This is a genomic window from Actinomyces sp. oral taxon 448 str. F0400, assembly GCF_000220835.1.
Lineage (GTDB): Bacteria > Actinomycetota > Actinomycetes > Actinomycetales > Actinomycetaceae > Actinomyces.
Genome location: NZ_GL985606.1, coordinates 1,659,819 through 1,685,810 on the forward strand (window position 1 = coordinate 1,659,819; position 25,992 = coordinate 1,685,810).

Consider the following 25,992-nt stretch of genomic DNA (forward strand, 5'->3'; position numbering starts at 1 on the left):
TGGTGCCGACGGCCGAGGCGCCGCCGGTCCCCTCAGCCCTCCTTTCCACCGGAGTAGGCGGGAAGCTCGCCCACCACCGGGGCGTCCTTGACGTGCAGCTCCGAGTAGACCGACCACAGCACGCTGATCAGCGGCACGGCGACGACCGCCCCGAGCAGTCCCACGGCGTACGTGCCTACCGCCACGCCGATGATGACGACGACCGGGTGGAGGGAAACCTGACGACCCATGATGAGCGGCTGGAGGATGTGCCCCTCGATCTGGCCGATTCCGGCCACCCCCAGACCCACGACGATCATCGTGACGAAACCCTTGGAGGCCAGAGCCACCACCATCGCGATGATCATGGCGGCGGGCGCGCCGATGATGGGGATGAAGGCTCCGATGAACACCAGCACGGCCAGCGGCGCCGCGAGCGGGACGCCCACGATCTGCAGGAAGACGCCCGCCATGACGGCGTCGGTCAAGGCGACGATCACCGTGCCTCGCGCGTAGCCGGCGAAGGTGTACCACCCCGCCCCGGCCGCCCGGTGCACGGACTCGCGCATGGGAGCGGGCAGCTCGTTGAGGAACCAGCGCCACATGCGTCCGCCCGAGGCGAGGAAGAAGATCGTGGAGAAGATCGCCAGCGCCAGTACCGCGAAGACGTCGACGACCGTGCCCGCATTCGAGAGCACCTCGGTGGCCAGGGCCGGTGCGTTGGACTGCACGTAGTCCTGTCCCTGCTCGACCAGGCGCTGGACCTGCCCCATGACCTCCGCCTCCGTCAGGTGCAGGGGGAGCGGTCCGTTCTCCACGAAATCCAGGATCGTGTCCACACCGTTGGAGAACTGCGTGGCCAGAGTGCTCCATTGGCTGGTGACCGAGGTGACCACGTAGAAGACGAGTCCGGCCACCGCGCCCACGGCCGTGAGCAGTCCCAGGAAGGTGGCGGGCAAGCGCGGCATGATCCGGGTGAACAGGGTGACCAGCGGCTGGAGGATGGCGGTGAAGACCAGAGCCATGAACACCCCGATGAACACCGGGATGATTCGGGAGGTGGCGAAGAAGACCAGCCCGATGACGATGATCAGGCCGAGCAGCAGCCAGGCTCCGATCCCTCCGCGCACCAGCCATGAAGGCAGCGTCTCCAGGGCCGCGGCGCGCGCGCTGGCGCTGGCGGTCTTTGACGGCGACCCGCCGCGGGTGGTGGATGACTCCTCACCCACGTAGCGCAACTGCTCCGCTCGTGCGGTCCGTCTCGCCTCCTCGGCCCGGTCGATGGTGCGCGACAGGGCCGCGCGACTGTTGCGCAGACGCGCCCCCACCCCGAGTCGGGGGGGCTGATGGGGGCCCGCCTTCCGGCCGGTCGGGCTCGGGGCCGTACCGCCGGAGGTCTCTGGCCCTTCGGTCGGGGCCGGAGCGGGGGACGGGGTATTCCGCTGCGGTTCGTCCTGCCTCAAGCCTCAGTCCTCCGTCCCCAGGAGCCGGGCCAGCTCGCGGGTATCGGCGGCGAGCCATTGCGCCCCCGCCAGCTCCGCGGCATCGCCGTATCCCCATAGCGCGCCGATGCATTGCGCGCCGGCCTGCCGGGCGCCGTCGACATCGTAGCGGCGGTCGCCGACGTGCACCGCCCGCCACGTACTGGCTCCGGCCTCGGCCAGCAGTTCGAGCGCACGGGTGATGACGAGGGCCTTCGCTCCGCCGCGGTCGTCGTCGGTCGCCCCCGCTATGACGGTGAAGCACGGGCCGAGCCCCGTGTGTTCGATGATCTGCCGGGCCAGATGCTCCTGCTTGGATGTGGCCAGCGCCAACGGCACTCCGGCCTGGCTCAGGGACCGCACCAGGTCGGGCACTCCCTGGTAAACGGGAGCTTCGTGCATGCGCTCGCAGTAATGGGACCGGTACATTGCCACGGCGCGGGCGTTCGTCTCGCCGGTGAGCCCGGCGTAGTCCCTGAAGGAGGACGCCAGGGGCGGCCCGACGAAGCTCAGGAGGGTCTTGCGGTCGGGTACGGGGATGCCCAGATCGGTCAGGGTCGCGCGGAAGGAGGCGAGGATGACGGGAGCCGAGTCCGTGAGAGTACCGTCCAGGTCGAGCAGGACGGAGGAGAATTCTCCCGCTGAGCCTCGCGCGGGACGGAAGGGGGGACTCATGGTCGCGAATGCTCACTTTCAACGGGTGCTCGAACTCGGGGAGCGGACGGTGCAAGCCTACTAGCGTGGGCCCATGACTATTGAAGCCGCTCACCCCCGCCTTCCGCGCACCGCCGCCCTGAGTGCGGGCCGAGGAGGCCAGCCGCGTCTGCTAGTCGACGCGCCCACTGGCAGCGCCGAGCTCTACCTCTTCGGGGCGCACGTGACCGCCTGGACGCCTCAGGGCGGCAGGCCGGTCCTGTTCACCTCCCGGCGGGCCCGCTTCGACGGGGAGACCAGCATCCGCGGCGGAGTCCCCCTGTGCCTGCCGTGGTTCAGCGTGGGACCCCGGGGCGTCTCCCGCCCCAAGCACGGCTGGGCACGGATCATGAGCTGGACGCTGCGCTCGGTCGAGACCACGCGCGCCGGCGGCGTGCGCGCGCTGTTGAGTCTGGAGCACGACGCCGTTTCGGTGCTCTACGAGGTGACGGTGGGGCGGACCTTGACCATGACCCTGTCCCTGCGCAACACGGGGGTCGAGCCGCGGCTGGTGGAGGCGGCGCTGCACACCTATGTGGCCGTGCACGATGTCACCGCCTGCGTTCTGACCGGTCTCGAGGGCGCCGACTACACCGAGGCCGGCGCCTCGGGGCGGCAGACGGGTCCGGTCAGGGTCACCGGCCCCATCGATCGCATGTACCGCTCCCAGGCGCCGGTGCGCGTGACCGATCCCGGTAACGACCGCATGATCGTGGTGACGGGGACGGGCTCGCCGACGACGGTGGTGTGGAACCCGTGGTCGCGGGGCGCCGCAGAGCTCGCCGACCTCGCCGACGACGAGTTCGCCTCCTTCGTGTGCGTCGAGACCGCGGCGGCGCGCCGAGATGCACCCGTGATCGAGCCGGGGGCGTCGTGGTCGATGAGCGCCGCCATCGCAGTCGAGGCCCTGTGACGGACCGCACCGGGGGGTGAGTTGTTCCGCTGCGCCGGAGGCGTGCTAGATTTCTCTGCGTCGCTGCGGCGAGTGCGCCTTCCAAGGATGGCGATAGCAGTGTCCGAGTGGCGGAATAGGTAGACGCGCTAGCTTGAGGTGCTAGTGCCTAATGAAACGGGCGTGGGGGTTCAAGTCCCCCCTCGGACACCGGGTGCGAGGGCTCCGATCGAGAGATCGGAGCCCTCGTCATCAAGTGCCGTCGTGCGCAACAGCAAGGACCGCCCTATCGTGACACGCCCCGACTCCGCCCCCGTCACGGGGCGCCCGTCTCCCGTCATCAAGGCGCGGATCGCCGTCTGCCTCACCTTCCTGGCCAACGGTTTGGGGTTCTCCAACCTGGTGCCCCGCTACCCCGAGGTGCTCGCGCATCTGGGCATCGACAAGGCCGCTTTCGGCCAGGCCGTCATGTTCTCCGCGATCGGCGCGATCCTGGCCGGGCCGGCGGCCTCGTGGTGCATCGCCCGGTTCACCTCCGCGCGGGTGGCCTCGGTGGGGATGATGGTCCTCGGCCTGGGTCTTCTTGGCGCCGGTCTGGCCGGTTCATGGGCGGTCTTCGCTCTATGCATGGCCTGGGTCGGAGGCACCGATGCCGTCGTCGACGTCGCCCAGAACGCGCACGGCCTGCGTGTGGAGCGCCGGTGGGGCTCCAGTATCATCACGAGTTTCCACGCGGCCTGGAGCCTGGGCGCCGTGCTCGGGGCCGCGATGGGGCAGGCCGTGGCCGGTGCGGGCGTTCCCATTGGGCTGCACATGGCCGGCGTCCTCGTGCTGCTAACCGTCGTTTGCGCGGCCGCCCTGCCGTGGACGATCCCGGGGCCCGATTCCCGGGACCGAGCGGGGACCGTGCGCGAGCCCGACCCCGCCGGTCTCGTCGGGGCGCGGTCCGCGCGACCGGGAGACCGGTACCCCCGCCCGCTGGCCGTCGGCGTCGTCATCGTGCTGGGTCTCATGTGTGCCGCTGCCATGTTCCCCGAGGATGTCGCCGGCAACTGGTCCTCGCTGCTGCTGGCCGAGCGGGGGGCGGCGCCCGGCGCCATGGGCATGGGCATGGTTTGCCTGCAAACGATTATGATCCTCGGACGCCTGGTGGGCGATGCGGTCGTCGACCGGCTCGGGGCGCGCGCGGTGATCGGCGGGGGCGGCGCGTTGGTGGTCGCGGGCATGGCCCTGGCTCTCGTCACGTCCGGCGTGCCCGGCACCCTCGCGGGCATGGGGGTCGCCGGTGCAGGCTGCGCCGTCGCCGTTCCCGTGGCCTATGCGGCCGCCGACGACGTCCCCGGCCTGCGCCCGGGCCGGGGTCTGACGATCGTGTCGTGGCTGTCACGGCTCATCATGGTGATCTGTCCACCAATCGTCGGCCGGCTCGCTGACGCCCATGGAACCCGGGCGGCTCTGGTCTACGGGCTTCTGGGCGGTGCGGTCCTTCTGGTGAGCTGGCCGGTGCTGCGCGGGGCCGGACGCGCACGGGCGCATGCGGGTGAAGGTGCGCTCTCCTGACGTCTCGCAGCAGTGCAAACCGTTTCCAGGGCGGTGCGCCTGCGCCTTCGCGTCGGCGGCCTCGCACCAGGAGGGCGGGGCGGAGCGGGCGGTGCTCACTCATCCGCGACTTCCCGGCCGAGAAACCGCCGCCCGTACCGGGCGGGCTATGATCGCCGGGCATGGAACCCTTCGAGATCCGCATCCCCGCCGACGAACGGGGTGGCGAGCCCTCGCCCGCGCTCCTGCTGTCCGTCCCCACCGAGGCCGATATCGACCGGATCGCCGTGATCTGCCGGGACCCCGATATCCAGGAGTGGACCACCCTCCCGCGCGGCTACGCCCGCTCCGACGCCGAGAGTTTCGTGACCGGAGCAGTCGTCAGAGGCTGGGAGAGCGGCAGGGACCTGAACTGGGCCGTGCGCGAGGAGCGTCCGCACGGCACCGTCCTCGTGGGCATGATGGGCACTGCCGGGCAGGCGGAGGGCACCTGGGAGATCGGCTACTGGCTGGCTCCCGAGGCCCGGGGACGGGGGATCGTCTCCCGCGCCGTTCGCGCTCTGATCGAGACGGCCTTCGACCCGGACGGCCCGCTGCGCGCCGTCGCCCTGCGGTGGCGCTGCGACATCCACGCCGGCGTGCCCAACTGGGCGTCCTGGCGCGTGGCCTGGGGGCTGGGCTTCCGCCGGGAGGGGCGGGTGCGCTCCTTCCTCGCCAACGACGGCGCCTTTCACGACGGCTGGGTCGGCACGCTCCTCCCCGGCGACCCGCGCCGGCCAGTGGCCCCCTGGGACGGTCCAGTCACCGTCGGCGGGCGAGCGGCCGGCTCCTCCCACACCCGAGGCGCCGCCACCCCGCTCGTGGACGCGGACGGCGTCGGCGAACGGGAGGGGGACGACCCCGAGGCCCTCGTGCGCCGCTTCCACCACGTCTACGGACTGCCCGTGCGCACCGACGGCCCCGGTCTGGAGCGGGAGAGCCTCACGATGCGCATGAGCCTGATCGCCGAGGAGTTCGCCGAGCTCGTCGGCGCCGTCTACGGGGAGGTCGCCCGCGGCGAGGTGGAGGCCGCTTACGAGCGGGCCGCAGCCGCCGATGACGGCAGACGCGACACCGTGGAAGCCGCGGACGCCCTGGCCGATCTCGTCTACGTCGTCTACGGCATGGCATTGGAGACCGGCATTGATCTGGCAGCGGTCCTGGCCGAGGTCCAGCGCTCCAACATGTCCAAGCTGGGCGCCGACGGCAAGCCGATCTACCGCGAAGACGGCAAGGTCCTCAAGGGGCCGGGCTACTTCCCTCCGGACATCGTCGGCGTGCTGGGGATCTCCTCCAGGGCCCGGGAGCGCTGACATGCGAGACCGCGTGTCGACGCCTCCGCGTCCGCGCGACTGGGCCGCCCTGGCCGTCCTCACTCCGGCGGTCTCCCTTCTCGCCGTCGATTCCACCGTTCTCGCCCTGGCGATACCTTCGTTCAGCGCCGATCTGAGTCCTACTGCCAGTCAGCTGCTGTGGATCGGCGACATCTACTCCTTCACCCTGGCCGGCCTGCTGATCACCATGGGCAACGTCGCCGACCGCATCGGGCGGCGACGTCTTCTGCTCATCGGCACCACCGGATTCGGGATCTCCAGCGTCCTGGCCGCCTTCGCGCCGAACGCCGGCGCTCTCATCGCCGTACGGGCCCTGCTGGGCGTCGGCGGCGCCACGATCATGCCCTCCACCCTCTCCCTTATCCGCAGCATCTTCCCCGATGCCCGCCGTCGCGCCGCCGCCGTCGCCATCTGGTCGGCCGGCAGCTCGGGCGGTACAGCTCTGGGGCCGCTGGTGGGCGGGGCCCTGCTGGAGCACTTCTGGTGGGGCAGCGTCTTCCTCATCAATGTCCCCGTCTGTCCCCGTCATGGTGTTCGTGGTGCTCGGCGGGCTGTGGCTCCTGCCCGAGTCCCGCAGTGACAAGGGCATACCGATTGATCTGGTTTCCGCCGTCCTGTCCGCCACCGCGATCATGCCCGTCATCTACGCCATCAAGGTCTTCGCCCACGACGGCCCGACGGTTCTCTCCTCCGTCTCCCTGCTCGCAGGGATCGCCGCCGGAGGGGTCTTCCTGCGGCGTCAGCGCGCATTGACAGCCCCTCTCATCGACATCGACCTTTTCAAGCGCCCGGCGTTCACATGAGCCATTGTCGCCACTGTTCTGGCGGTCTTCGCCCTATCCGGACTGCTGTACTTCTTCTCCCAGTACCTCCAGTTGGTGCGGGGCTATCCCACTCTTCGGGCGGGCATGACCGAGATACCGGCGTCTCTGGCCTCCATCGCCGTCGTCGCGGTTGTGTCCACGACGGTGCGGCGTCTCGGCAATGGCCGAGCGCTCGGGGAGGGGCTCATCATGGCCGCCGCAGGGCTCATCGTCGTGGCGGTGGCAGAATCCTGGGGAGGAATCGTCCTCATCTGCGTCGGCCTGCTCGTCATCGGCGCCGGGCTCGGGCTGGCCTTCACGGTCTCCACCGGCGCGGTTCTCGGCTCGGTGCCGGCGGACCGGGCCGGAGCCGCCTCCGCTATCTCCGAGACGGGTCTCGAACTCGGTGTCGCTCTGGGGATCGCGGTTCTGGGCACGATTCAGGACGTCGGCTACCGCGTTCTGATCGGCCGGAGCTTCGCGGACGTTCCGGACCGTGTCGCCGACGCCGCGCGTCAGTCCCTGGCGAACCTGTCCGGGGCTGTGGACGCGTTCGCGCCCGACCAGGCGCAGCTGCTGTCCCAGGCGCGGGACGCCTTCACCCAGGCCATGCAGATGACGGCGGTCGTCGCCGCAGCGATCCTCCTGCTGGCCGGCGCCATGGCTTGGCGGTATGTGCCCGCCGCAGACCCGCTCGACCCGGTCGAGGAGCGCTGAGCGCCGCGTGTCGGTCCAACCGGGAGCGCGTCGTGTCGGGGCCCGGGCCGCCATCGGGCGCGTGGGCGAGCCGACTGGGGGCTGACCTTCGAGGCTGCCGCCGAGCAGCGCGGGTTCACGCGCAGCGGCATCGTCTGCCACGTCCGCGCGCGAGGATCCCATCGGGACGATCGCGTAGGATCCGCTGCTGATGTGGTGGAAGGCCGTGGACGCCCGGACGCGCGCCCGGAGGTGTGCTCGACCCCGTCTTAGAAGCGCGGGATGTTGCGCATGTTGGAGGTCGCCATGCTCACGGCCTCGCCCGCGCCGCGATTGAGGACGATCTTGCTCATCGCTGTGGCGAAACCGATCAACTGCTCACCCGTGATCTCCGGCGGCAGCGACAGGGCATTGGGGTCGGTGATGATCTCCACCAGTGCCGGGCCGTCGACGTCGAAGGCCTTCTGGAAGGCCTCGCGCAGGTTCCTCGGGTCGTCGACGCGCTCGGAATGGAAACCGATGGATTCGGCTACGCCCGCGTAGTTGACGTCGTGGACGTCGGTGCCGAAATCAGGCAGGCCGCCCACGAGCATCTCGAGCTTGACCATGCCCAGCGTCGAATTGTTGAAAACAATGACTTTCAGCGGCAGGTTGTGCATGCGGGCGGTCACCAGTTCGCCCAGGAGCATCGACAGGCCGCCGTCGCCGGACACCGAGATGACCTGACGATGCGGATGGGAGACCTGCGCCCCGATCGCGTGAGACAGGGCGTTGGCCATGGAGCCGTGCAGGAAGGAACCGATGAGCCGTCGGGTGCCCAGGGGGTCGATGTAACGGGCGGTCCACACATTGCACATGCCGGTGTCCGCGGTGAAGATCGCGTCATCGGCGGCGACCTCGTTGAGCACGTGGGCGGCGTACTCGGGGTGGATGGGCTTGAGCCTGTCGGCCTTGCGCGTGTAGGAGCCCACGGTCGCCTTCATGATCTTGGCGTGCTTCTTCAGCTGCGCCTTGAGGAACGCGTCGGAGCGGTTCGCCTCGATGCGGGGCAGGAGCGCCTTGACGAAGGGAGCGACATCGGAGTGGACCGCGTAGGACACGTCGGTGCGCCGTCCCAGCTTCTGCGCGCGGTTGTCCACCTGGACGGTCGCAGTCCGCGGCAGGAACTGGTCGTAGGGGAAATCGGTGCCGAGCAGGAGCAGGACGTCGGCGTCCTTCATCCCCTCGGCGGCGGCACCGTAGCCCAGCAGGCCCGTCATGCCCACGTCGAAGGGGTTGTCGTACTGGATGAAGTCCTTGCCGCGCAGCGAGTGGCCGATCGGCGCCTTGAGCGTATCGGCCAGGGAGACGACTTCGTCGTGCGCGCCCCTGACGCCGGCGCCGGCGAAGATCGCGACCTTCTTGGACCTGTTGAGCAGCTCGGCGACCTCCTCGACATCCGCCGGGTTGGGGACGAGGGTCGCGCGGCGGGCGGGGGAGTACTCCGGAGCGTGAGCCACGGCCTTCTCGTTGGAGACGTCGCCCGGCAGTGTGATGACGCTGACCCCCTCCAGCGCGACCGCGTGGCGAATGGCGGAGGTCACGACGCGGGGAGCCTGCTGGGGGGTGGAGATGAGCTCGCAGTACACGGAGCATTCGTTGAACAGGCGGTCCGGGTGGGTCTCCTGGAAGTAGGACTCGCCGACCTGGACGCTGGGGATGTGCGAAGCGATGGCCAGGACCGGAGCGCCCGTGCGCTGGGCGTCGTACAGACCGTTGATGAGGTGGAGATTGCCCGGGCCGCAGGAGCCCGCGCACACCGCGAGCTTCCCGGTCAGCTGGGCCTCGGCCGCCGCGGCGAAGGCGGCAGCCTCCTCGTGGCGCACGTGGACCCAGTCGATCCCGCCCTTGGCGGAACCGCCGGTCTTGCGCACGGCGTCGACGACAGGGTTGAGAGAGTCCCCGACGATGCCGTAGATGCGGTGGACACCGGCATTGACGAGCTGGGCGACGAGTTGTTCGGCGACGTTCATGCGTGTGCTTCTCCCTGGGATGCGTGACGGCGGATCGAGGGGCCGCCGACGTTAGCGAGGACGCCACACTACGTCATGTAGGACTATGGACCTAGGAAGTGTGATCCATTGTCACTGATGAGACTGTCCGTTCATGGCACGATGGCCCCAGCGCCTCGACCGCATCGCGCACCATCTTGCGCACCCCGCCTTGCACACCTCGTACCGCGAACCGGAAGGACACACATATGACTCGCGTCACCATTATTGGGGGCGGATATGGCGGTATCGCCGTCGCCAAGGCTCTCGACGACGCCTGCGAGGTCGCCCTCGTCGAGCAGAAGGACACCTTCGTCAACCACGCAGCCGCCTTGCGCGCTACCGTCGACCGCGAGTGGGCCGAGAGGCTCTTCCTGCCCTACGACGCACTTCTGAAACGCGGACGCGTCGTGCACGGCACCGCGCTGGGAGTGGGGGGCACCACGGTCTCGGTGACGGGGCACGGTGATCTCGAGGCCGACCACCTCGTGCTCGCCACCGGGACCGCCTACCCGTTTCCCGCCAAGCACCTGGAGTCCTCCTCGGTCATCGCCAAGGCCCGTATCGAGCGCGCCCACGTCAACCTCGAGCACTCCGAGCAGGTCCTGATCGCCGGCGCCGGAGAGGTCGGCATCGAGCTGGCCGGGGAGATCACCTCCGCATTCCCGACGATCGCCGTCACACTCCTGGAGTCCGGTCCCGACATCCTTCACGGTCGGGACTACAAGCCCGAGCTGCGTGAGGCCATCCGTTTCCAGCTCCTTCAGCGCGACGTCGAGATCATCACCGGCGACGCCCTGGCCTCCCTGCCGCCGGTGGATCCGGGAGTCCTCTCGCCGTTCCGGGTGATGACCGCCGCCGGCCGCCAGCTCGAAGCGGACCTGTGGTTCCGCGCCTACGGCGCCTCGGCGGCCACGGGCTTCCTGGGGGAGGACTACGACGAGATCCGCCACCACGACGGCACCATCCGGGTCGACGATCATCTGCGAGTCGTCGACCACCCCGGCGTGTGGGCCATTGGAGACGTCACGGACGTGCGCGAGACCAAGCGCGCTGATGCGGCCCTGGCCCACGCCGGGGTCGTCGCGGCCAACATCCGCTCGCTCATCGAGGGCGGATCCCCCGAGGCGACCTATGCGCCCAAGCCCGAGCACGTCGTGCTCCCGCTGGGACCCGACGGGGGAGCGGCCCAGGTGCTGCGTGACGGCGTACGCGTCGTCGTCGGCCCCGAGGAGACGGCGCGCATGAAGGGCGAGGACCTCTTCCTCGGCTACGTCGCCAAGGCTCTGGGGAGACCACCGGTGCGCCGACCTCGTCCGGGCCGGTAGTGTGGACTGCATGACGAACGACCCGCGGTCTGCGCTCAACCGACTCATCGCCGCCTTCGAGGCGCACCTGGACGCGGCCGCCACCGGCGACGAGCTGTCGCCGGCCGTGATCGCCTCCGAGGACGCCCTCCAGAACGCCTTCTTCACCTACGATGACGCCCTGTTCACCGCCTACGACATCGAGCTGCCCTTCGACATCGTCGACTCCGAGGGGGACGACGACCTGGACGGCGATGAGGACGATGACGAGGACGACTACGGCGATGAGGGCGATGACGAGGGCGAGTTCGACGACGGTGACGGCGACGACGATGAGAACGAGTACGAGGATTGATCCCCGCTCGCGGGCGTGCGGTTGCTGTAGTGGACGGCGGGAGCCCGCGCGCACCTGCTCGGGCAGGGGCGCTCTCAGCCATCTTGTGAGACATCTGGTGGCGGCGACGCGAATTTAGTTTAGGCTTGCCTTTCATAAACTCTGTTGCCTGACCAGGATCGGAGCCCAGGTGTCTTTGCTCTCCCGCCGTCGGATGTGTCCTCGGGCGGCGTCCCCACCATCGACATGAGCGTCACGGCGTCCTCGGCGTCGGCCTCCTCCGCGTCCGCGACTGACGCCGCGACCCACCAGGCGGCGGGCGGTGGCTGGTCCTCGGCCACCGTGACCGACACCCTCACCAGCCGCGTCACAATCCTGGCACCTCCTTCAACACCGCTGCGCAGGCCCGGGCCAACGCGAGCCAGACCGTGGCGGAGGAGATCCTGGGGTAGGTGGATGGACCTGCCTGACCGACCGCCATCTCGACGAGGAGATCGGGGCCGCCGCGTCGCCCTGGTGTGGAGGTGAGCGGTCCCCGCCCGGTCGTTCGGGCGCCCGCCGGATCGGCGCCGCACCCGCACTGTCGCGCCCGGTGCGCGGGTCAGAACCGTTCAGGGTATCCCGTGCGGATCGCCGTGATCTCGTCCAGGGCGTGACGGATCTGCGCGGGCAGGACGAGGTCGTCGCTCGATAGAGCCCCCCGCAGTTGGGAGGGTGTGCGTGCGCCCACGATCGCGGCCGTCACGCCCGGGGCGTCCCGGGCCCAGGCCAGGGCCACCTCCACCGGCTTGCGGTCCAGCCCCGTGGCGGCCGTGGCTACTGCCTCCACGACGCCGACGTAGGGCTCCCCGAGGTACGGCGCCACATAGGACCGCAGATGCGGAGACGCGCCGCGCGAATCCGGAGGCGTGGTGGCCCGATAGCGGCCTGTCAGCACTCCCCGCCCCAGCGGGGCGTAGCCGAGCACCCCGAAGCCCAGCGCGTCGGCCGCCGGGACGAGCTCGCGCTCGATACCGCGGCACACCAGGGAGTACTCGACCTCGACCGCGGCCAGCCCCGGGCCTGCGCAGGACAGCAGGTCGGCTGCGCGCACCGAGGCCCATGCCGGGTGGTTCGACACGCCGACGTAGCGGGTGCGGCCGGAGACCACCGCCGCACGCAGGGCGTCGGCGGTCTCCTCCAGAGGAGTGGTGGGGTCGGGGACCTGCACCAGCCACAGGTCGAGATGGTCGGTTCCCAGACGCGCCAGAGAGTCGTCGAGGGTGTCGAGCAGCGCGCCCCGTGAGGCGTCCGCGACGGTGGCACGAGCTCCGGTGCGCCACGTGCGCACCCCGGCCTTGGAGACCAGCACGAGCTCGCGCCTGTCGACATGGTCGGTCATCAGAGTGCCCACGACCTCCTCGGCGGAGCCCTCGCAGTAGGAGGCGGCGGTATCCACCAGGGTGCCGCCGGCGTCGAGGAAGACGTCGAGCTGGTCCCTGGCCTCGAGCTCGTCGGTGTCGCGTCCCCAGGTCATCGTGCCGAGCCCCACCGACGACACCCGCAGCCCTGTGCTGCCGAGCTTCCTGTGTTCCATGGGGACAACCGTAAACGGTCCCGCGGTCCACTGCGCTTGCGCGTGTCCCTACTTGCGCACGGTGATGGACCAGCTGGCCTCGCCGGTCCTGACGAAGTCGGTGACCGTGTAGCCGTTGTCGGTCGCCCACGCGGGCAGCGACTGGGTGCCCTGGGTGCAATCGAAGCCGATGACGAGCTCGTCGCCGTCGACCAGGTCGGCCATCGCCTCCTCGGCCTCGATGACGGGGAAGGGGCATACGAGCCCCTCGGTGCGAAGAACAGTGCGCATGATCGCCTCCTGGACTGGTTGGTGGGTCGGAATTGGGTCGGAATATTGACTGACGCGTCGCCGGGTGACGGCGTCAGCGAGCGCGGGCGGGGGAGACCGGGCGCGCCGGGAGAGCGGGGGCGCCGGTGAGGGCGGACGAGGCCGCGGACGCCTCCTGGGGCTCCTCCCGCCGGAGGGCCCGGGCCCTCCGGCGGCGCTCGCGCGGTCGGATGATCGTGACCCACGCGGCCGCCCCGACCCCGAGGATCTGGAACGCGAGTGCGATCCAGCCCTGCCAGGACAGCAGGGATGTCTGGACCAGCGCGTTGCCGATCGAGCAGCCGCCCGCCCACGCCGCGCCGACGCCCATGAGGACGCCGCCGACGATCGAGCGCTGGATCACCTGCGCCGAGGGGACTCGCACGCGGAATTCGCCCGAGGCCCTGGCCGCCAGATAGGAGCCGACCAGGATGCCCACGACGAGCAGGACGCCCCAGTCCAGGCACGAGCGGTCACCGGTGACCAGGAGACCCACGAGGTTCGACGACGGCGTGGTGATGCCCAGCCCGTCATGCCGCCCGCTCGCCCAGGAGGCCGGCCAGGCGATGACTGCGACGATCCCGACCAGGACGCCCGTCGTCAGGGGATTCCATGCGCGTTCGAACAGCAGACGGCTCACCCCCGTGCGCTGCGCCGGCAGCGCCATGGCCGGCCGGCGGGCCGATTCACGGCGCAGCTGGGCGTGCACGGCGAACACCGCCACGACGCCCAGGACGATGGCCCCGACCCAGTCGGGCAGCCCGACGGCGGCGGGCAGCGTCGTCAGTCCGGTGGTCCACGCACGCCTCAGATGCTGCGTTACGGGTGCCAGGACCCCGCTCTTGGCCGCGGCCGCGGACAGGGCGTAGGCGGCGAGGGCGAACCAGGAACCGACGAGCCCCTCGCCGGCGCGGTAGTACGTGCCGGTGGCGCACCCGCCCGCCAGCACCATGCCCGCCCCGAACAGGAAGGAGCCGAGCACCGTCGCAATGACGGACAGGCGCGGGACTTCAGGAGCGATCACGCCCAGAGCGGTCAGAAGCGCGACGCCGAGAGCCTGGACGGCGATCGCGAGCAGGAAGGCGATGAACCAGCGTGGGGAGTGCGAGACCCACAGGTCCCGGAACGCGCCGGTGATGCAGAAACGTCCGCGTTGGAGGACGAGGCCGAGTGCGGCCCCGACGAGAAGTCCGGTAAAGAGCATGAATGGTCCTGTTCCGGTCATTGAGACCTGGAGCGGTCACGGACTCGTGGGCCCAGTGGGCCGGCGGGCGCATCGGATCCGGGGAGAGGATGAGGCGCAGACCGCTTCTGAGCCCGGGTGCGCCTAACGCGCCCGCGCCCGTGACGAGGGGATGGGGCGGGGGCCTGGTCGAAGACGGCTGATCGACGCACGCCATTGCGCCGTATCGCCGGAAGGGGGAGGGATGCCGTAGATGTTCGGCAGCCTCAGCGCCCGCCGACCAGGCTGCGCGTACAGCACGACGCTCCGCGCATGATGCGACGGGGCGTGATCAGCGGCTGACGGCTCATGAGAATCTCCGATGGACTAAGGACGTGAAGCGGCCGTACGGTCCGGACGCGGTCCTGACGACCGCGGAACACGTCGGGCAGTTCCGTCAGCACCATAGAATCGCGATCGGTGCGACGGCCAGAGGATTCCACCGGGTGAGACGGTGCGTGGGAACCCGAGATGCAGTGGGAGCGCAGAGTGCACAGGAGATGGCGCGGGCGGGGGACGGCCTCGGATGGCGTCTGCATGGTTCCAAATGGTTCCAACGGCATCACCGGAAGCCGCCCTGTTCGGGTTTCGCGTCGAGTTCGCGGCGCCTCAGGCCGCTGTGCACCGGCGGGCGGTGAGCAGCCGCTCCAGCCCCTCTCGCGGCAGCGGCGGGGTGGCGCCGCCGAAGATCGGGCACTGAGTCTGGTAGGCGCACCAGTCGCACAGTCGCGAGCGTCTAGGGACGAACTCGCCAGTGGTGGCGCACTCCTCGACCTCATCCCAGATCCGGGCGACCTTGGTCTCGGTCGCCTCGAGCTCGGGCGGGCGCGGATCATGGGTCAGAGTACGGCCGTCCCTGAGGTAGAGCAGCTGCAGGCGCCGCGGCGCACGGCCGCGCGCACGCCACAGCGCCAGGGCGTAGAAGCGCATCTGGAATAACGCCTCGGACTGAAACCTCGGCCCCGGGGAGCGGCCCGTCTTGTAATCGACCACGCGCATCGCCCCATCGGGGGCCACGTCGAGGCGGTCGATGAATCCGCGTAGCAGCAGACCGTCGCCAGTCTCGGTCTGGATGAAGAGTTCGCGCTCGGCCGGTTCCAAACGCGTGGGGTTCTCCATCCGGAAGTAGGAGTCGATGAGGCTCTCCGCCTCGCCGAGCCACGGACCGACCGCGGCCGGGTCCTCGAACAGGCTCATGACGACGGGGTTCTTCTCCCGATGCGCCTCCCATTGGGAGGGGAGCATGGAGAGGGCCGCCCGCCGGGTGCGCTCGCGGGCGGGCAGGTCGTACAGTCGTTCCAGGATGCCGTGGACGAGGGTGCCCTTGTGCGTGGCCAGCGAACCCGGTTCGGGGAGGCGATCCACCGTGCGCAGACGAAACATGAGCGGGCACTGCATGAAGTCCTTGGCGCGCGACGGCGACAGCGCCGCTCGGCCGGAGCGGCGAGCGCGGCCCGCTGCGGGCCCGGTGGTGCGGGGCCGGGCGGCCCGCTCCGATATCCCGGGTACCTCGGCCGACGAGGCGGCCGAGACGGTCGAGGGCGCTGATGTGATGTTCTCGCTCACGGAACGAACCTACCCCGCTCGGTCGATGTGCCCGTGCAGCTGTCCACAGGTAGCCGTCATCGGTGCGTCCTGCGGGCGTTCGTGCGCTTCCCGCCGCCCGTTCCGATGGCTTCGCGTCTCGAGGCGGTGGCGTCTCGGAGTCGTCGACCGGAGGTTGCCCCGCCCTCCCCTCCAGGCCGGTTAGGCTCACGGACATGTCGCCTGCCTCCACGCCCCAAGGCTGGGTGCTCGGGCGGATTGGCGCCGCACCCGTCGTCGTCTCCCCGACCTCGCTCCTGCTGGGCCTGCTCATCGCCGCATCCTGGTATCCCCCGGTGTCCTCCACCCTGGCGCGTTTGGGCCTGGGCGCCCCTGTGGTCCTGGTGACCGTGGCGGGCACGGTGCTGGGCGTGGGGCTCAGCGTCCTCGTCCACGAGTTGTCCCACGGCCTGGCGGGCACCGTTCTGGGGCGACGGCCCGTGCGCTACGAGCTCTACCTGTGGGGCGGGCGCACGACCTTCGGGTCGTCTCGGGCCTGGGCGCCGTGGAAGGACGTCGTCACCTCGCTGGCCGGGCCGGCGGCGAATCTCGCCCTGTGGGCGGCCGGCCGTGCACTGCTGGGCGGCGGAGGCATCGTCTCGGCCCCGGTGCACGTGGCCATCTCGGCACTGACCTGGGTGAACTTCGCTCTTGCCGTCTTCAATGCTCTGCCGGCGCTGCCGCTGGATGGAGGGCACGCCCTGGCATCCCTCATCGCCCAGCTCACCGGGCGGCCGCAGGCGGGCCGGCGGGTCGCCGCCGTCGGAGGCCTGCTCCTGGTCGCCGGCATCCTCTGGCGCTGGGTTCTGGAGCCGCTGGTGGCTCACGGCTCGCAACCCGATTCCTTCTCCCTGATCCTGGTCGTCATGGTCGCCTGGCCGATCGCCTCGACGTCGTGGCGGGTTCTCGGGCTCGCGGGCGGGGATCGAGCGGCGGAGCGGTTCGACCTGCGTCCACTCATGCGCCCGGTGGCAGTGGTTGAGGCGGCGGCGACCGTCGATCGCGTCCGTGTCGAACTCAGCGGGCGGGCCGCCGTCGTGCTGGTCGTGGATGGCCCCGTGCTGTTGGGCGTCATCGACGAGGTCGGCCTGGGCGAGCTCGCCCTGCCGCAGGGGTCCCAAGGGTCTGCAGCCGCGAGCGAGGTCTGCACCGCGCTTCCAGCGGCCGCCGTCAGCGACGAGCTCACCGGTCGGCCCGCTGCCGACGCCCTCAAGCGTGCACGTTCTGTGTCTCGCTGGCTGATCGTTATCGAGGACGGCCGCATGACCGGCGCCGTGCCCACCGGGGCGCGGTGACGGCCGCCCCTGCCTCGGGGCCGGGACGGGATGAAGCCATGTCGGCCGTCCCGGCCTACGCTTGCGCCGTGCCCACGTCCGTACCCGCCGCCGATCCGCCGGAGAGCACCGGCCGGCGCGGTCTTCTGCGCGTGGGGTTGACGGGCGCGGCGGCGCTCGCCGTCGGCGGCGGGGCCGGAGCGGGCGCCGTCCGCTATTCCGACACCCACTTGTCGCCCACGGCGCGCGTGGCGCCGCGGCCCGATGAACCGGGCCGGTATGCGGTCCGCGTCCTCTTCCAGGGCGCGTCCGATTGCGCCCGGGCCTGCGTCACCTTCGATGATGGCCCCGACCCGCGCTGGACGCCGCTCGTTCTCGACATTCTCGCCGACCTGGGCGTGCCCGCGACCTTCTTCGTGCTAGGCGAGGCGGTGACCGCTCACCCCGAGCTCGTCGCCCGTGAGGCGGAGGCCGGGCACGAGGTTGCGATTCACAACTGGGCGCACACCGATGTCTACGGGGTGGAGGTCGGCGAGCTGCGGGACTCGGTGGACCGGACTATCGCGGCGATCGAGGACGCCGGGGCGTCAGCACCACGCCTGTGGCGTCCGCCCTACGGCCGCGTCGACGCTCCCGCTCTCATGGTGGCGGCCGAACGAGGGCTGGACGTCCTGCTGTGGAGCGAGCACACGCCGACGGCGCAGGCTGCGGCGGACGCGGCCGGCGCGGCTCATGCTGGTTCGGTGATCCTGTGCCACGACGGGCGCAGCCAGCCCAGCGAAGAGCTGCTGCGCACCCTGGGCGAGTCGATCGCCGCGCTGCAGGCGCGAGGACTGGCCTTCGTGACCGGCAGTCGAATGCTGGAGGGCGCCGCAGGCGGCATCGGCACCGTGATCGAACCGTGACCACGCCATGACCACGCCATGATTGCACCGTGGTCGCCGGCTCCTGCCGGCCTGCGCCGGGCGGTCGGTCGGAGGAGGCCGCCCGGTCACCGCGCCGGACGCCGGAGCGCGCCCGCGCGGCCGCGTCCGTATAGGCTTCTTTCATGATGGGGCAGTCGGCGCCCACGACGGCATCCTCCGCGGCGCCATTCATGACATCGCAGTCTGATCAGGCCATTCGTTTCGCGGAGAACCGCGCCAACTGGGATGACCGCGCGGCTCTTCACGAGGCCAGCGGCTACGGCATCGCCGAGCTCCTCGCCTCGCCCGGTGCCATCACCCGGGAGGTCGCCCGGGACACCGAGCTCCTCGGCGACCTGACCGGTCTCGACGTCATCCACCTCCAGTGCCACCTGGGCCTGGACACCATCTCTCTGTCACGGCTGGGGGCGGCCCGTGTCGTCGGCCTCGACCTCTCCCCGGAGTCGCTGCGCCGCGCCCGGGCCCTGGCCGCGCGCGCCGGAGCCGGCATCGAGCTGGTCGAGGCCAACGTCTACGACGCCCGCGCCGTCGTCACGGGCTCCTTCGACCTCGTCTACACCACTCTCGGCGTTCTGTGCTGGTTGCCGGACGTCGAGGCGTGGGCGAGCGTCATCGCCTCCCTCCTGCGCCCGGGCGGTCGCCTGCTGCTGCGTGACGATCACCCCGTTCTCATGGCCGTGGGGGACGACACCGCCCACGGGCTCACCCTCCACGAGCCCTATTTCCAGCAGCCCGAGCCCATGACCTGGGAGGACGACGGCTCCTACGTCGCCGCGCCCGATGGGACCCCGCCGATCGCCCATACCCGGAACCACCAGTGGAACCACGCGGTGGGGGAGGTCCTCACGGCTCTCCTCCGCGCCGGACTCGTCCTGGACGAGGTCGCCGAGTCGCGCGTCTCCGCCTGGTGCCGCTGGCCGGATCTCATGGAGCCCTGTCGGGAGGGCTACCGCCTCACCGACCCGGTGATGCGCGAGATGCTCCCGCTCCAGCTGCTCGTCGTCGCGCGCCGGGGCGGCGGGGAGGCCGTCCCGGCACCGTCGTCGGAGGGCGCCGACGAGCCGGCCTGAGCGCCCCCGGGGACTCGAGCCGTGGACGACGGACCCGTGCCCCGCCCCGTCCGACGGGTCTCAGGAGGGCCGTCGCTCCGATGAACGGTCGAGCGATCCGCCGGGAGGACTCATTAGACTCGCCGTGATGAGTGAGCAGCGCAGTCCGGGACCCGTCGGGGCCGATGGCGCCGGAGCCATCGGCCCCGGTTCGACGATCACGGGTGCCGATGAGCCCGTGGAGCCGACGAGGACCGCACCGTCCGCGTCGGAGCACCCCCCGAGGTCCGGCGTCCAGGAGACCCTCGGGCAGGCCGGTCGCCGTGGTCCCTTCCGCTACGGTGAGCGCGTCCAGGTCACCGACACCAAGGGCACCAGGAACACCTTCCGACTCGACCCGCACGGCTGCTTCCGCTCCCGTCGCGGCGGCTTCCGCCACTGCGACGTCGTCGGCCTGGACGAGGGCACCGTCATCACCACCGAATCCGGCCATGAGCTGCTCCTGCTGCGTCCGCTGCTGGCCGACTACGTCCTGTCCATGCCCCGGGGCGCCCAGGTCGTCTACGCCAAGGACTCCGGCCAGGTGGTCGCTATGGGGGACATCTTCCCCGGCGCCCGCGTCCTGGAGGCCGGGGTCGGCTCCGGAGCGCTGACCATGAGTCTCCTATCGGCCATCGGGGAAACCGGCCGCCTGCTGTCCATCGAGCGGCGCGAGGACTTCGCCCGGATCGCCGCGTCCAACGTCGACTCCTGGTTCGGGGGCCATCATCCCGCCTGGGAGCTGCGCACCGGTGATTTCGCCGACGTCACCGCCGCTCGCGTTCCCGACGCCGACGTCGACCGCATCGTGCTGGACATGCTCGCCCCCTGGGAGAACATCGTCGAAGCGGCGCGCGTACTCATCCCCGGTGGGGTACTGGTCGTCTACTCCGCCACGACGACCCAGCTCTCCCGCACTGTCGAGGCCCTGCGCCACTCTGGGATGTTCACCGAGCCCGAATCCTGGGAGTCGATGGTGCGCACTTGGAACGTTGACGGCCTGTCCGTGCGCCCCGACCACCGCATGGTCGCCCATACCGGCTTCCTCCTGACCGCCCGTCGCCTGGCTGCCGGCTCCCGCCCGCTGACCCGTCGGCGCCCGCCCGCCCGCGGCGCCTACGACGACGGCGGATACTGGACGCCCGAGGAGGTGGGGGAGCGCACAAGCACCGACCGCAAGGTCCGACGAGTCCTGCGTGACAGTCTCGCCAAGCAGCCCGAGGATGCCACCCCCGTTCTGCCCGGCGTTTGCGGATCGGCCGACGACGAGCGGGTGCGGTCCGATGTCTGAGCGCCGGAGCCCGGGCACGTCCTCACGCGACTTCACCAGTCACCAGCTGCGCGAGGCCCGCGCCGAGGCGGTGAGCCTGGCCGCGAAGAACGAGCGCCTCGTCGCCGCGCTCACCGAGGCCCGCGAACGCATCGTCGAGCTGGGTACCCAGCTCGACTCCGTCACACTGCCGCCGGTCACCTTCGCACTCCTGACCGGCATTCCCGCCGGGGGGAGGCGGCACGGCGCCGACCGGCCGAGCGAGGACCGGGCGCGTCTGGACAGCCCCGGCCGGGCGGGTGGGTACGACACCCATGAGCGCACCATTTCTCATCCACGCGTCGACGTCGAGATCGAAGACGTCGACCGGCCCGCGGAGGTCGACGTCATGCTCTCCGGACGACCTATGCGTCTGGGTCTGCACGCGAGCATCGACGTCCGGGATCTGGCAGTGGGGCAGCTGGTGGCCGTCAACGACCGGATGCTGGTCGTCGACGCCCTGCCCGCTCCCGACACCGGCGAGGCCGTCACCGTGGAGGAGGTCCTCGTCTCGTCCGGCTCCCGCGCCCCCCGAGCCCTAGTCACGACCGGCAGCGGAGCCACCCGCATCCTCCACCTGGCCGGCCGCCTGGACGCCGAGGCCCTCAGCCCCGGCGACACGCTGGCCGCGGACCTGAGGGCCGGCCTGGCCACGGCCTTGGTCGAACGCACGAGTGTCGAGCAGCTCGTCGTCGCCGAAGCCCCCAACGTCTCCTGGGACGACATCGGGGGCCTCGGCTCCCAGATCGAGCAGGTCCGCGACGCTCTCGAGTTGCCCTTCACCCATCCCGACCTCTACCGCTCCTACGGCCTGCGCGCCCCCAAGGGACTTCTCCTGTACGGCCCTCCCGGCTGCGGGAAGACGCTCATCGCCAAGGCCGTGGCCACGTCCCTGGCCGGTTCGTCGGCGTCCGCCGGGGCGCGGAGAACGCCGTCCGCCGCGTTCTTGAACATCAAGGGTCCCGAACTGCTCAGCAGATTCGTCGGCGAGACCGAGCGGCAGATCCGCGCTATCTTCGAGCAGGCCCGCAAGGTCGCCGCCGAAGACCGACCCGTCGTCATCTTCTTCGACGAGATGGAGGCGCTCTTCCGCACCCGCGGCACGGGGGTGTCCTCCGACGTCGAGACCATGATCGTTCCGCAGGTCCTGGCGGAGATCGATGGTGTGGAGTCGCTGCGCAACGTCGTCATCATCGGGGCCTCCAACCGGGAGGACATGATCGACCCGGCCGTACTGCGCCCCGGACGCCTCGATATCAAGATCCGGATCGGCAGACCCGACGCCGAGGGCGCCCGACAAGTCCTGGCCAAGCACCTGACGGCCGACTTGCCGCTCGACCCGTCCGAGCTGGCCGCCGCCGGTGGAGATCGCGAGACCGCCGCCGAGACCATGCGCCGGGCCACCGTTCGAGCCCTGTACGCCCGCACTCCCGCCACCGAAGTGCTGGAGGTCGCCTACGCCTCCGGTGGGCGGGAGATTCTTCACCTCGCCGACCTGGTCAGCGGCGCCATGCTCGCCGCTGTCGTCGCACGCGCCAAGACCGCTGCCATCAAAGATGAGCTGGACGGCGGGAGCGGAGGAATCTCGACTCCTCGTCTGCTGGAGGCCATCGCCGTGGAGTCCCGGCAGAACGAGGAGATCACCGGCGCCACCGGCCCGAGGGATTGGGCCCGGCTCATAGGCCGTCGCGACGAGACAGTCCGCTCGGTGCGGAATTTGACTGCCGCGTCCGCCCGGATGCCGCGGGAGAACATGAGGGAGGACGTATGAGTCAGACGCGCACGCCACCGGTGCAGGGCCCGGTTGTGCGGCCCGTCGGCATCGAGACGGAGCTCGGAGTCCTCGAGCCCGGCAACCCGTACGCCAATGCGGTCGTCATGGCCAGCCGGATCGTCGAGGCTTACGGAGCCGTCTCACGGCCCGGCGTCAACGGGCCTGACGGCTCCCCCGCAGGGGCGGTGCGCTGGGACTACGAGGGCGAGGACCCTCTCGCCGACCTGCGCGGGGGTCGCCTCGACCGCGCCGTCGCTCATCCGAGCCTGCTCACCGATGATCCGAACCGCCTCGCTCCGGCCGGCGACATCCCTGAGGCCGAGCGGCCTGCGGACCCTCCGCCCGCGCCGTGGGGGACCAGGCCCCGCCCCAGCGCGGCCGAGGCGGCCCTCCCGCGCGCCTCCACCGTGGTCCTGACCAACGGGGCTCGCCTGTACGTCGACCACGCCCACCCCGAGTACTCCTCGCCGGAGGTGCTCACGCCTCGTGACGCCGTCGTGTGGGACCGCGCCGGTGAGCTGATCGCGCGCCGTGCCATGAGCGCTCTGGCCGACGGCCCCGGGGGCGCGGCGAACGGCGAAGTCGTCCTGTACAAGAACAATGTCGACGGCAAGGGCGCGGCCTACGGCTGTCACGAGAACTACCTCGTGCGCCGCGACCTGGTCTTCGACGACCTGGTGCAGGCCCTCATCCCCTTCCTCGTCACGCGCCCCGTCCTCGTCGGAGCCGGCCGCGTCGGCATCGGTCAGCGCTCCCAGCGTCCCGGCTTCCAGATCAGCCAGCGCGCCGACTACGTGGAGACCGATATCGGTCTGCAGACCACCTTCAACCGTCCGATCGTCAACACCCGCGACGAGCCCCATGCGGACGCGTCCCGTTTCCGCCGCCTCCACGTCATCAACGGCGACGCCAACCGCTTCGATGTGCCCGACTACCTCAAGATCGCCACCACCGACCTTCTCCTGTGGTATCTCGAGCGCGCCTCGGCGCGGGGTCGGCGTCTCGGCGCGCTGGGACGCGTGCGCCTGACGGGCGACCCGGTGGAGGAGCACTGGGCGGTCTCCCACGACACCGCCCTGGCTCACGCCCTGGCCACGGCCTGCGGCCCGATGACTGCCCTGGAGATCCAGCGCGCCCATCTGGCGGCGGTCGTCGGGGCCCTCTGTGAGGACTACGGAGGCGTAGAGCCCGGGCACGTGGGGGAGGAGACCGCCGCCGCCATCGCCCTGTGGGACGAGACGCTGTCGGTCCTGGAGGGCTACGCAGCCGCGCAGGGCACGCCTGGCGGGCCGGGGGCCACTGCGCGCGCTGCCGCACTCGTGGAGTGGATCGCCAAAAAGCAACTGTGCGACGCTCTGCGGATGAGAACGAACGCCGGCTGGGACGACCCGCGCCTGGCGGCCCTCGACATCCGGTGGGCGGACTTGCGCGCAGGTCATGGCATCGCCGATAGGCTCATCGCAGCCGGTCGCACTCGCAGGCTCATCGCGGACGCCGAGGCCGAGGCCGCCGCGGGCGACCCGCCGCCCGGCACGCGCGCCGCCATCCGCGGGGCCGCCGTGGCCCGTGACGGCGCCGTCGTCGCCGCGTCCTGGACGAGCCTCGTGCTCGACCTGCCTGACCGCGAGCGCCTGCTGCGCCTTGCCCTGCCCGACGACGTGCGCGCCGATCCCGAGCAGGTCGCCGACATGCTCGACCAGATCACGATAACGATTGGGACACGTCGCCGCTCGGGGGGAGACTGAGCTCATCGGGGCGTCGGAGGGCGCCCTCCACCAGTCAGGAGGCACTATGAGCATCCACGAGCAGATCCAGCCTACCGGGGGGTCCGCCGACGACGGGGCCGCCGACACGAGCGGCCAGGAGCGGGTCGCCGGTGGCGTCGACGACATCCTCGACCAGATCGACACCGTCCTGGAGACCGATGCGGCGGCCTTCGTGCAGGGGTTCGTCCAGAAGGGCGGTCAGTGACGGTGCCGCCCCCGCGGCGGCCGGCGCGGCGGATCATCGGCGTCGAGACGGAGTACGGCATCACCTGCGCCTCGACCACGGGCGGTGCGCCGCCCCTGGACGCCGACCACGCCGCTCGCGAGCTCTTCGATCCCGTCGTGCAGCTGGGACGTTCCTCCAATATTTTTACCCGCGGAGGGGCCCGCCTCTATCTCGACGTCGGCAGCCACCCGGAGTTCGCCACCGCCGAGTGTGACGGCCTGGCCGATCTCCTGGCCCAGGACCGGGCCGGGGAGCTGATCATGGCCGATCTCGCCGAACGGGCCACCGACCGCCTGGCCGCCCGGGGGGTGCCCGGTCGCATCCACATGTTCAAGAACAACCTCGATGCCGGAGGTGCCGGTTTCGGCTGCCACGAGAACTATCTCGTGCGCCGCCGCGGCGGCTTCTGGAACGACGCGCGCACCCTCGTGCCCCATCTGGTCACCCGCCAGATCCTCATTGGCGCCGGGCGCGTCCTGCCCGGTGATGCGGTCCACGGGCCCCGGTACGTCTTCTCCCAGCGCGCCGACCAGATGGAGGACGCCGTCTCCTCGGCGACCACCCGCTCGCGTCCCCTGATCAACACCCGTGACGAGCCGCATGCCGACGCTGAGCTTTATCGGCGCATGCACGTCATCGTCGGGGATTCCAATATCGCTCAGAGCTCCACTCTGCTCAAGGTCGGCGCCATGGATCTTCTTCTGGACTACCTGGAGAAGGGCGGCCGCCTCGTCGATCTTCAACTCGCCAACCCTATGAAGGCCATCCGCGATACCTGTCACGATCTGACCGGTGCGGTCGCCCTGGAGCTGGCCGACGGCCGCACCATCACCCCGGTGGACCTGCAGGCCGAGCATCTGGCCCGGGTGAGCGAGCACGCGCGGAATCTGGATCTGACCGACCTGCAGCGTCGGGTCCTCGACCTGTGGGAGCGGGGCTTGAACGCCGTACGCGCGGGCACGCCCCAGGACGTGGCCGCGGACCTGGACTGGGCGGCCAAGCACCAGCTCCTGGCCCGTTACGCAGAGCGCACGGGCGCCGAGTTGGACGACCCGCGCCTGACGCGCCTGGCCCTGGCCTACCACGACGTGAGTCCGAGTCGGGGATTGCGCCTCAGGCTGGAGGGGGCCGGGCTGATGCGACGCCTTGTCGGGGAGGAGACCTGCCGTGCCGCCGTGACCACTGCGCCGGCCACGACCCGCGCTCATCTGCGCGGCGCCGTGATAGGACGTGCCCGGGATCTGCGCCGCGACCTGTCGGCGGACTGGGTGAATCTGCGTTTGGACGACGGACGCACGCCGCCCGTCGCCCTGCGTGATCCCTTCAGCGCCGTCGACGAACGCGTCGACGCCCTCATCGCGGCCATGGAGGACGCCGACGGGGGCCCACTCGTCGGCACCTGAGATACTGCACCCACGCATCCGGCACACTGGAGAGTCCGATGACCACCTTCTCGCCCTTCTCCGACGAGACGACCCGTCTGCCCCGGCTGGGAGCTGACGGGCGGCCCCTGACGCGTCGTCAAAGGCGCGAGTTGGAGCGTGCCCGCGACGCTGCCGACGAATCCCGTGACCCCCATGATTCCGGGTCCGCCCATGCATCTGCCGATGCGGCGGACGCTGCGGATCGGACCGGACCGGATCCTGCGCAGGGCCTGCGGGTCCGCCCCGCGCCGGTCGAGATCCGCCCGAGCGGGCCCGCCCCGGCGGCGGGCGCGCATACGCCGGGCCCCCGAGCGCCGGACTCGGGCGAGGTCGCGTCGACGCCGGACTCAGCGCCGCCCGGGCCGTCTGCCTCGACACAGCGGGGTTCTGACGGGGGGGCCGAAGCCG

At 70.7% G+C, this 25,992-nt stretch carries 20 protein-coding genes, 1 tRNA gene and 1 pseudogene; 15 read left to right on the forward strand and 7 right to left on the reverse strand.

The features are described 5' to 3' along the window. Nucleotides 1–32: 32 nt before the first annotated feature. Both HMPREF9062_RS07095 and HMPREF9062_RS07100 read right to left on the reverse strand, forming a co-directional pair. Nucleotides 33–1,307, reverse strand: a complete 1,275-nt coding sequence (locus tag HMPREF9062_RS07095; protein WP_009749405.1) for an AI-2E family transporter — start codon at nt 1,305–1,307, stop codon at nt 33–35. 138 nt (nt 1,308–1,445) lie between these two features. Continuing rightward, on the reverse strand, nt 1,446–2,135 hold the full coding sequence (locus HMPREF9062_RS07100; protein WP_009749406.1) for an HAD hydrolase-like protein: 690 nt from the start codon (nt 2,133–2,135) through the stop codon (nt 1,446–1,448). Nucleotides 2,136–2,208: 73 nt separating this feature from the next. On the opposite strand from HMPREF9062_RS07100, the gene HMPREF9062_RS07105 reads away from it, so the two are divergent. The 5 genes and pseudogenes from HMPREF9062_RS07105 to HMPREF9062_RS07125 all read left to right on the forward strand — a co-directional run bounded on the left by HMPREF9062_RS07105 (nt 2,209) and on the right by HMPREF9062_RS07125 (nt 7,477). Further along, a complete protein-coding gene (locus HMPREF9062_RS07105) occupies nt 2,209–3,066 on the forward strand; it encodes a D-hexose-6-phosphate mutarotase (RefSeq protein ID WP_009749407.1) in 858 nt (285 codons plus the stop codon). Between the two features lie 101 nt (nt 3,067–3,167). Then, nucleotides 3,168–3,255 (forward strand) — tRNA-Leu (locus HMPREF9062_RS07110). Between the two features lie 81 nt (nt 3,256–3,336). Then, on the forward strand, nt 3,337–4,605 hold the full coding sequence (locus HMPREF9062_RS07115; protein ID WP_034254832.1) for an MFS transporter: 1,269 nt from the start codon (nt 3,337–3,339) through the stop codon (nt 4,603–4,605). Between the two features lie 161 nt (nt 4,606–4,766). Further along, nucleotides 4,767–5,936: a bifunctional GNAT family N-acetyltransferase/nucleoside triphosphate pyrophosphohydrolase family protein gene (locus tag HMPREF9062_RS07120; protein WP_009749409.1), complete on the forward strand. Its 1,170-nt coding sequence runs from the start codon at nt 4,767–4,769 to the stop codon at nt 5,934–5,936. A gap of 1 nt (nt 5,937) precedes the next feature. After that, nucleotides 5,938–7,477 (forward strand): annotated as a pseudogene (locus HMPREF9062_RS07125) (MFS transporter). Between the two features lie 248 nt (nt 7,478–7,725). On the opposite strand, the gene HMPREF9062_RS07130 reads toward HMPREF9062_RS07125, so the two are convergent. Further along, nucleotides 7,726–9,468: a pyruvate dehydrogenase gene (locus tag HMPREF9062_RS07130; RefSeq protein ID WP_009749413.1), complete on the reverse strand. Its 1,743-nt coding sequence runs from the start codon at nt 9,466–9,468 to the stop codon at nt 7,726–7,728. A gap of 227 nt (nt 9,469–9,695) precedes the next feature. On the opposite strand from HMPREF9062_RS07130, the gene HMPREF9062_RS07135 reads away from it, so the two are divergent. Both HMPREF9062_RS07135 and HMPREF9062_RS07140 read left to right on the forward strand, forming a co-directional pair. After that, nucleotides 9,696–10,814, forward strand: coding sequence for an FAD-dependent oxidoreductase (locus HMPREF9062_RS07135; RefSeq protein ID WP_009749414.1), 1,119 nt, complete (start codon nt 9,696–9,698; stop codon nt 10,812–10,814). 10 nt (nt 10,815–10,824) lie between these two features. Further along, complete coding sequence (locus HMPREF9062_RS07140) at nt 10,825–11,148, forward strand: hypothetical protein (protein ID WP_009749415.1); 324 nt, start codon at nt 10,825–10,827, stop codon at nt 11,146–11,148. 580 nt (nt 11,149–11,728) lie between these two features. Here the strand turns inward: HMPREF9062_RS07140 and HMPREF9062_RS07150 are convergent. From HMPREF9062_RS07150 to HMPREF9062_RS07165, 4 genes are all read right to left on the reverse strand, one after another. Beyond that, nucleotides 11,729–12,703 (reverse strand): aldo/keto reductase, encoded by a 975-nt coding sequence (locus tag HMPREF9062_RS07150; protein WP_009749417.1) that lies wholly within the window; start codon nt 12,701–12,703, stop codon nt 11,729–11,731. Between the two features lie 48 nt (nt 12,704–12,751). Continuing rightward, nucleotides 12,752–12,973, reverse strand: a complete 222-nt coding sequence (locus HMPREF9062_RS07155) for a sulfurtransferase TusA family protein (protein ID WP_009749418.1) — start codon at nt 12,971–12,973, stop codon at nt 12,752–12,754. A 73-nt stretch (nt 12,974–13,046) separates the two neighbouring features. Further along, nucleotides 13,047–14,195 carry a YeeE/YedE family protein gene (locus tag HMPREF9062_RS07160; RefSeq protein WP_009749419.1) on the reverse strand — a complete coding sequence of 383 codons (1,149 nt, stop codon included), beginning with the start codon at nt 14,193–14,195 and terminating at the stop codon, nt 13,047–13,049. A gap of 627 nt (nt 14,196–14,822) precedes the next feature. Continuing rightward, nucleotides 14,823–15,638 carry a PD-(D/E)XK nuclease family protein gene (locus HMPREF9062_RS07165; RefSeq protein ID WP_034254835.1) on the reverse strand — a complete coding sequence of 272 codons (816 nt, stop codon included), beginning with the start codon at nt 15,636–15,638 and terminating at the stop codon, nt 14,823–14,825. A 335-nt stretch (nt 15,639–15,973) separates the two neighbouring features. Here HMPREF9062_RS07165 and HMPREF9062_RS07170 point away from each other — a divergent pair, with 335 nt between their 5' ends. The 8 genes from HMPREF9062_RS07170 to pafA all read left to right on the forward strand — a co-directional run bounded on the left by HMPREF9062_RS07170 (nt 15,974) and on the right by pafA (nt 25,563). Continuing rightward, nucleotides 15,974–17,092 (forward strand): site-2 protease family protein, encoded by a 1,119-nt coding sequence (locus HMPREF9062_RS07170; protein ID WP_009749423.1) that lies wholly within the window; start codon nt 15,974–15,976, stop codon nt 17,090–17,092. A 68-nt stretch (nt 17,093–17,160) separates the two neighbouring features. Further along, a complete protein-coding gene (locus HMPREF9062_RS07175) occupies nt 17,161–17,976 on the forward strand; it encodes a polysaccharide deacetylase family protein (protein ID WP_253270679.1) in 816 nt (271 codons plus the stop codon). 191 nt (nt 17,977–18,167) lie between these two features. Further along, nucleotides 18,168–19,067: a methyltransferase domain-containing protein gene (locus HMPREF9062_RS07180; protein WP_050795264.1), complete on the forward strand. Its 900-nt coding sequence runs from the start codon at nt 18,168–18,170 to the stop codon at nt 19,065–19,067. A gap of 127 nt (nt 19,068–19,194) precedes the next feature. Continuing rightward, the gene (locus HMPREF9062_RS07185; RefSeq protein ID WP_009749426.1) at nt 19,195–20,376 is read left to right on the forward strand and encodes a tRNA (adenine-N1)-methyltransferase; all 1,182 of its coding nucleotides are present in this window, start codon (nt 19,195–19,197) and stop codon (nt 20,374–20,376) included. Next, nucleotides 20,369–22,165 (forward strand): proteasome ATPase, encoded by a 1,797-nt coding sequence (arc, locus tag HMPREF9062_RS07190; RefSeq protein WP_009749427.1) that lies wholly within the window; start codon nt 20,369–20,371, stop codon nt 22,163–22,165. The genes HMPREF9062_RS07185 and arc overlap by 8 nt, the downstream gene beginning before the upstream one ends. Further along, nucleotides 22,162–23,913 carry a proteasome accessory factor PafA2 family protein gene (locus HMPREF9062_RS07195; protein WP_009749428.1) on the forward strand — a complete coding sequence of 584 codons (1,752 nt, stop codon included), beginning with the start codon at nt 22,162–22,164 and terminating at the stop codon, nt 23,911–23,913. Before arc ends, HMPREF9062_RS07195 begins: the two co-directional genes overlap by 4 nt. Before the next feature lie 46 nt (nt 23,914–23,959). After that, complete coding sequence (locus HMPREF9062_RS07200) at nt 23,960–24,139, forward strand: ubiquitin-like protein Pup (protein WP_034253922.1); 180 nt, start codon at nt 23,960–23,962, stop codon at nt 24,137–24,139. Next, nucleotides 24,136–25,563 (forward strand): Pup--protein ligase, encoded by a 1,428-nt coding sequence (pafA, locus tag HMPREF9062_RS07205; RefSeq protein ID WP_009749430.1) that lies wholly within the window; start codon nt 24,136–24,138, stop codon nt 25,561–25,563. Before HMPREF9062_RS07200 ends, pafA begins: the two co-directional genes overlap by 4 nt. Nucleotides 25,564–25,992 lie beyond the last annotated feature (429 nt).

Coding starts and splice junctions, on each gene's coding strand:
- HMPREF9062_RS07200 (WP_034253922.1), top strand. CDS start 23,960: ATGAGCATCCACGAGCAGATCCAGCCTACCGGGGGGTCCGCCGACGAC.
- arc (WP_009749427.1), top strand. CDS start 20,369: ATGTCTGAGCGCCGGAGCCCGGGCACGTCCTCACGCGACTTCACCAGT.
- HMPREF9062_RS07185 (WP_009749426.1), top strand. CDS start 19,195: ATGAGTGAGCAGCGCAGTCCGGGACCCGTCGGGGCCGATGGCGCCGGA.
- HMPREF9062_RS07155 (WP_009749418.1), bottom strand. CDS start 12,973: ATGCGCACTGTTCTTCGCACCGAGGGGCTCGTATGCCCCTTCCCCGTC.
- HMPREF9062_RS07130 (WP_009749413.1), bottom strand. CDS start 9,468: ATGAACGTCGCCGAACAACTCGTCGCCCAGCTCGTCAATGCCGGTGTC.
- HMPREF9062_RS07195 (WP_009749428.1), top strand. CDS start 22,162: ATGAGTCAGACGCGCACGCCACCGGTGCAGGGCCCGGTTGTGCGGCCC.
- HMPREF9062_RS07140 (WP_009749415.1), top strand. CDS start 10,825: ATGACGAACGACCCGCGGTCTGCGCTCAACCGACTCATCGCCGCCTTC.
- HMPREF9062_RS07120 (WP_009749409.1), top strand. CDS start 4,767: ATGGAACCCTTCGAGATCCGCATCCCCGCCGACGAACGGGGTGGCGAG.
- HMPREF9062_RS07170 (WP_009749423.1), top strand. CDS start 15,974: ATGTCGCCTGCCTCCACGCCCCAAGGCTGGGTGCTCGGGCGGATTGGC.
- HMPREF9062_RS07160 (WP_009749419.1), bottom strand. CDS start 14,195: ATGCTCTTTACCGGACTTCTCGTCGGGGCCGCACTCGGCCTCGTCCTC.
- HMPREF9062_RS07135 (WP_009749414.1), top strand. CDS start 9,696: ATGACTCGCGTCACCATTATTGGGGGCGGATATGGCGGTATCGCCGTC.
- HMPREF9062_RS07105 (WP_009749407.1), top strand. CDS start 2,209: ATGACTATTGAAGCCGCTCACCCCCGCCTTCCGCGCACCGCCGCCCTG.
- HMPREF9062_RS07180 (WP_050795264.1), top strand. CDS start 18,168: ATGACATCGCAGTCTGATCAGGCCATTCGTTTCGCGGAGAACCGCGCC.
- HMPREF9062_RS07100 (WP_009749406.1), bottom strand. CDS start 2,135: ATGAGTCCCCCCTTCCGTCCCGCGCGAGGCTCAGCGGGAGAATTCTCC.
- HMPREF9062_RS07150 (WP_009749417.1), bottom strand. CDS start 12,703: ATGGAACACAGGAAGCTCGGCAGCACAGGGCTGCGGGTGTCGTCGGTG.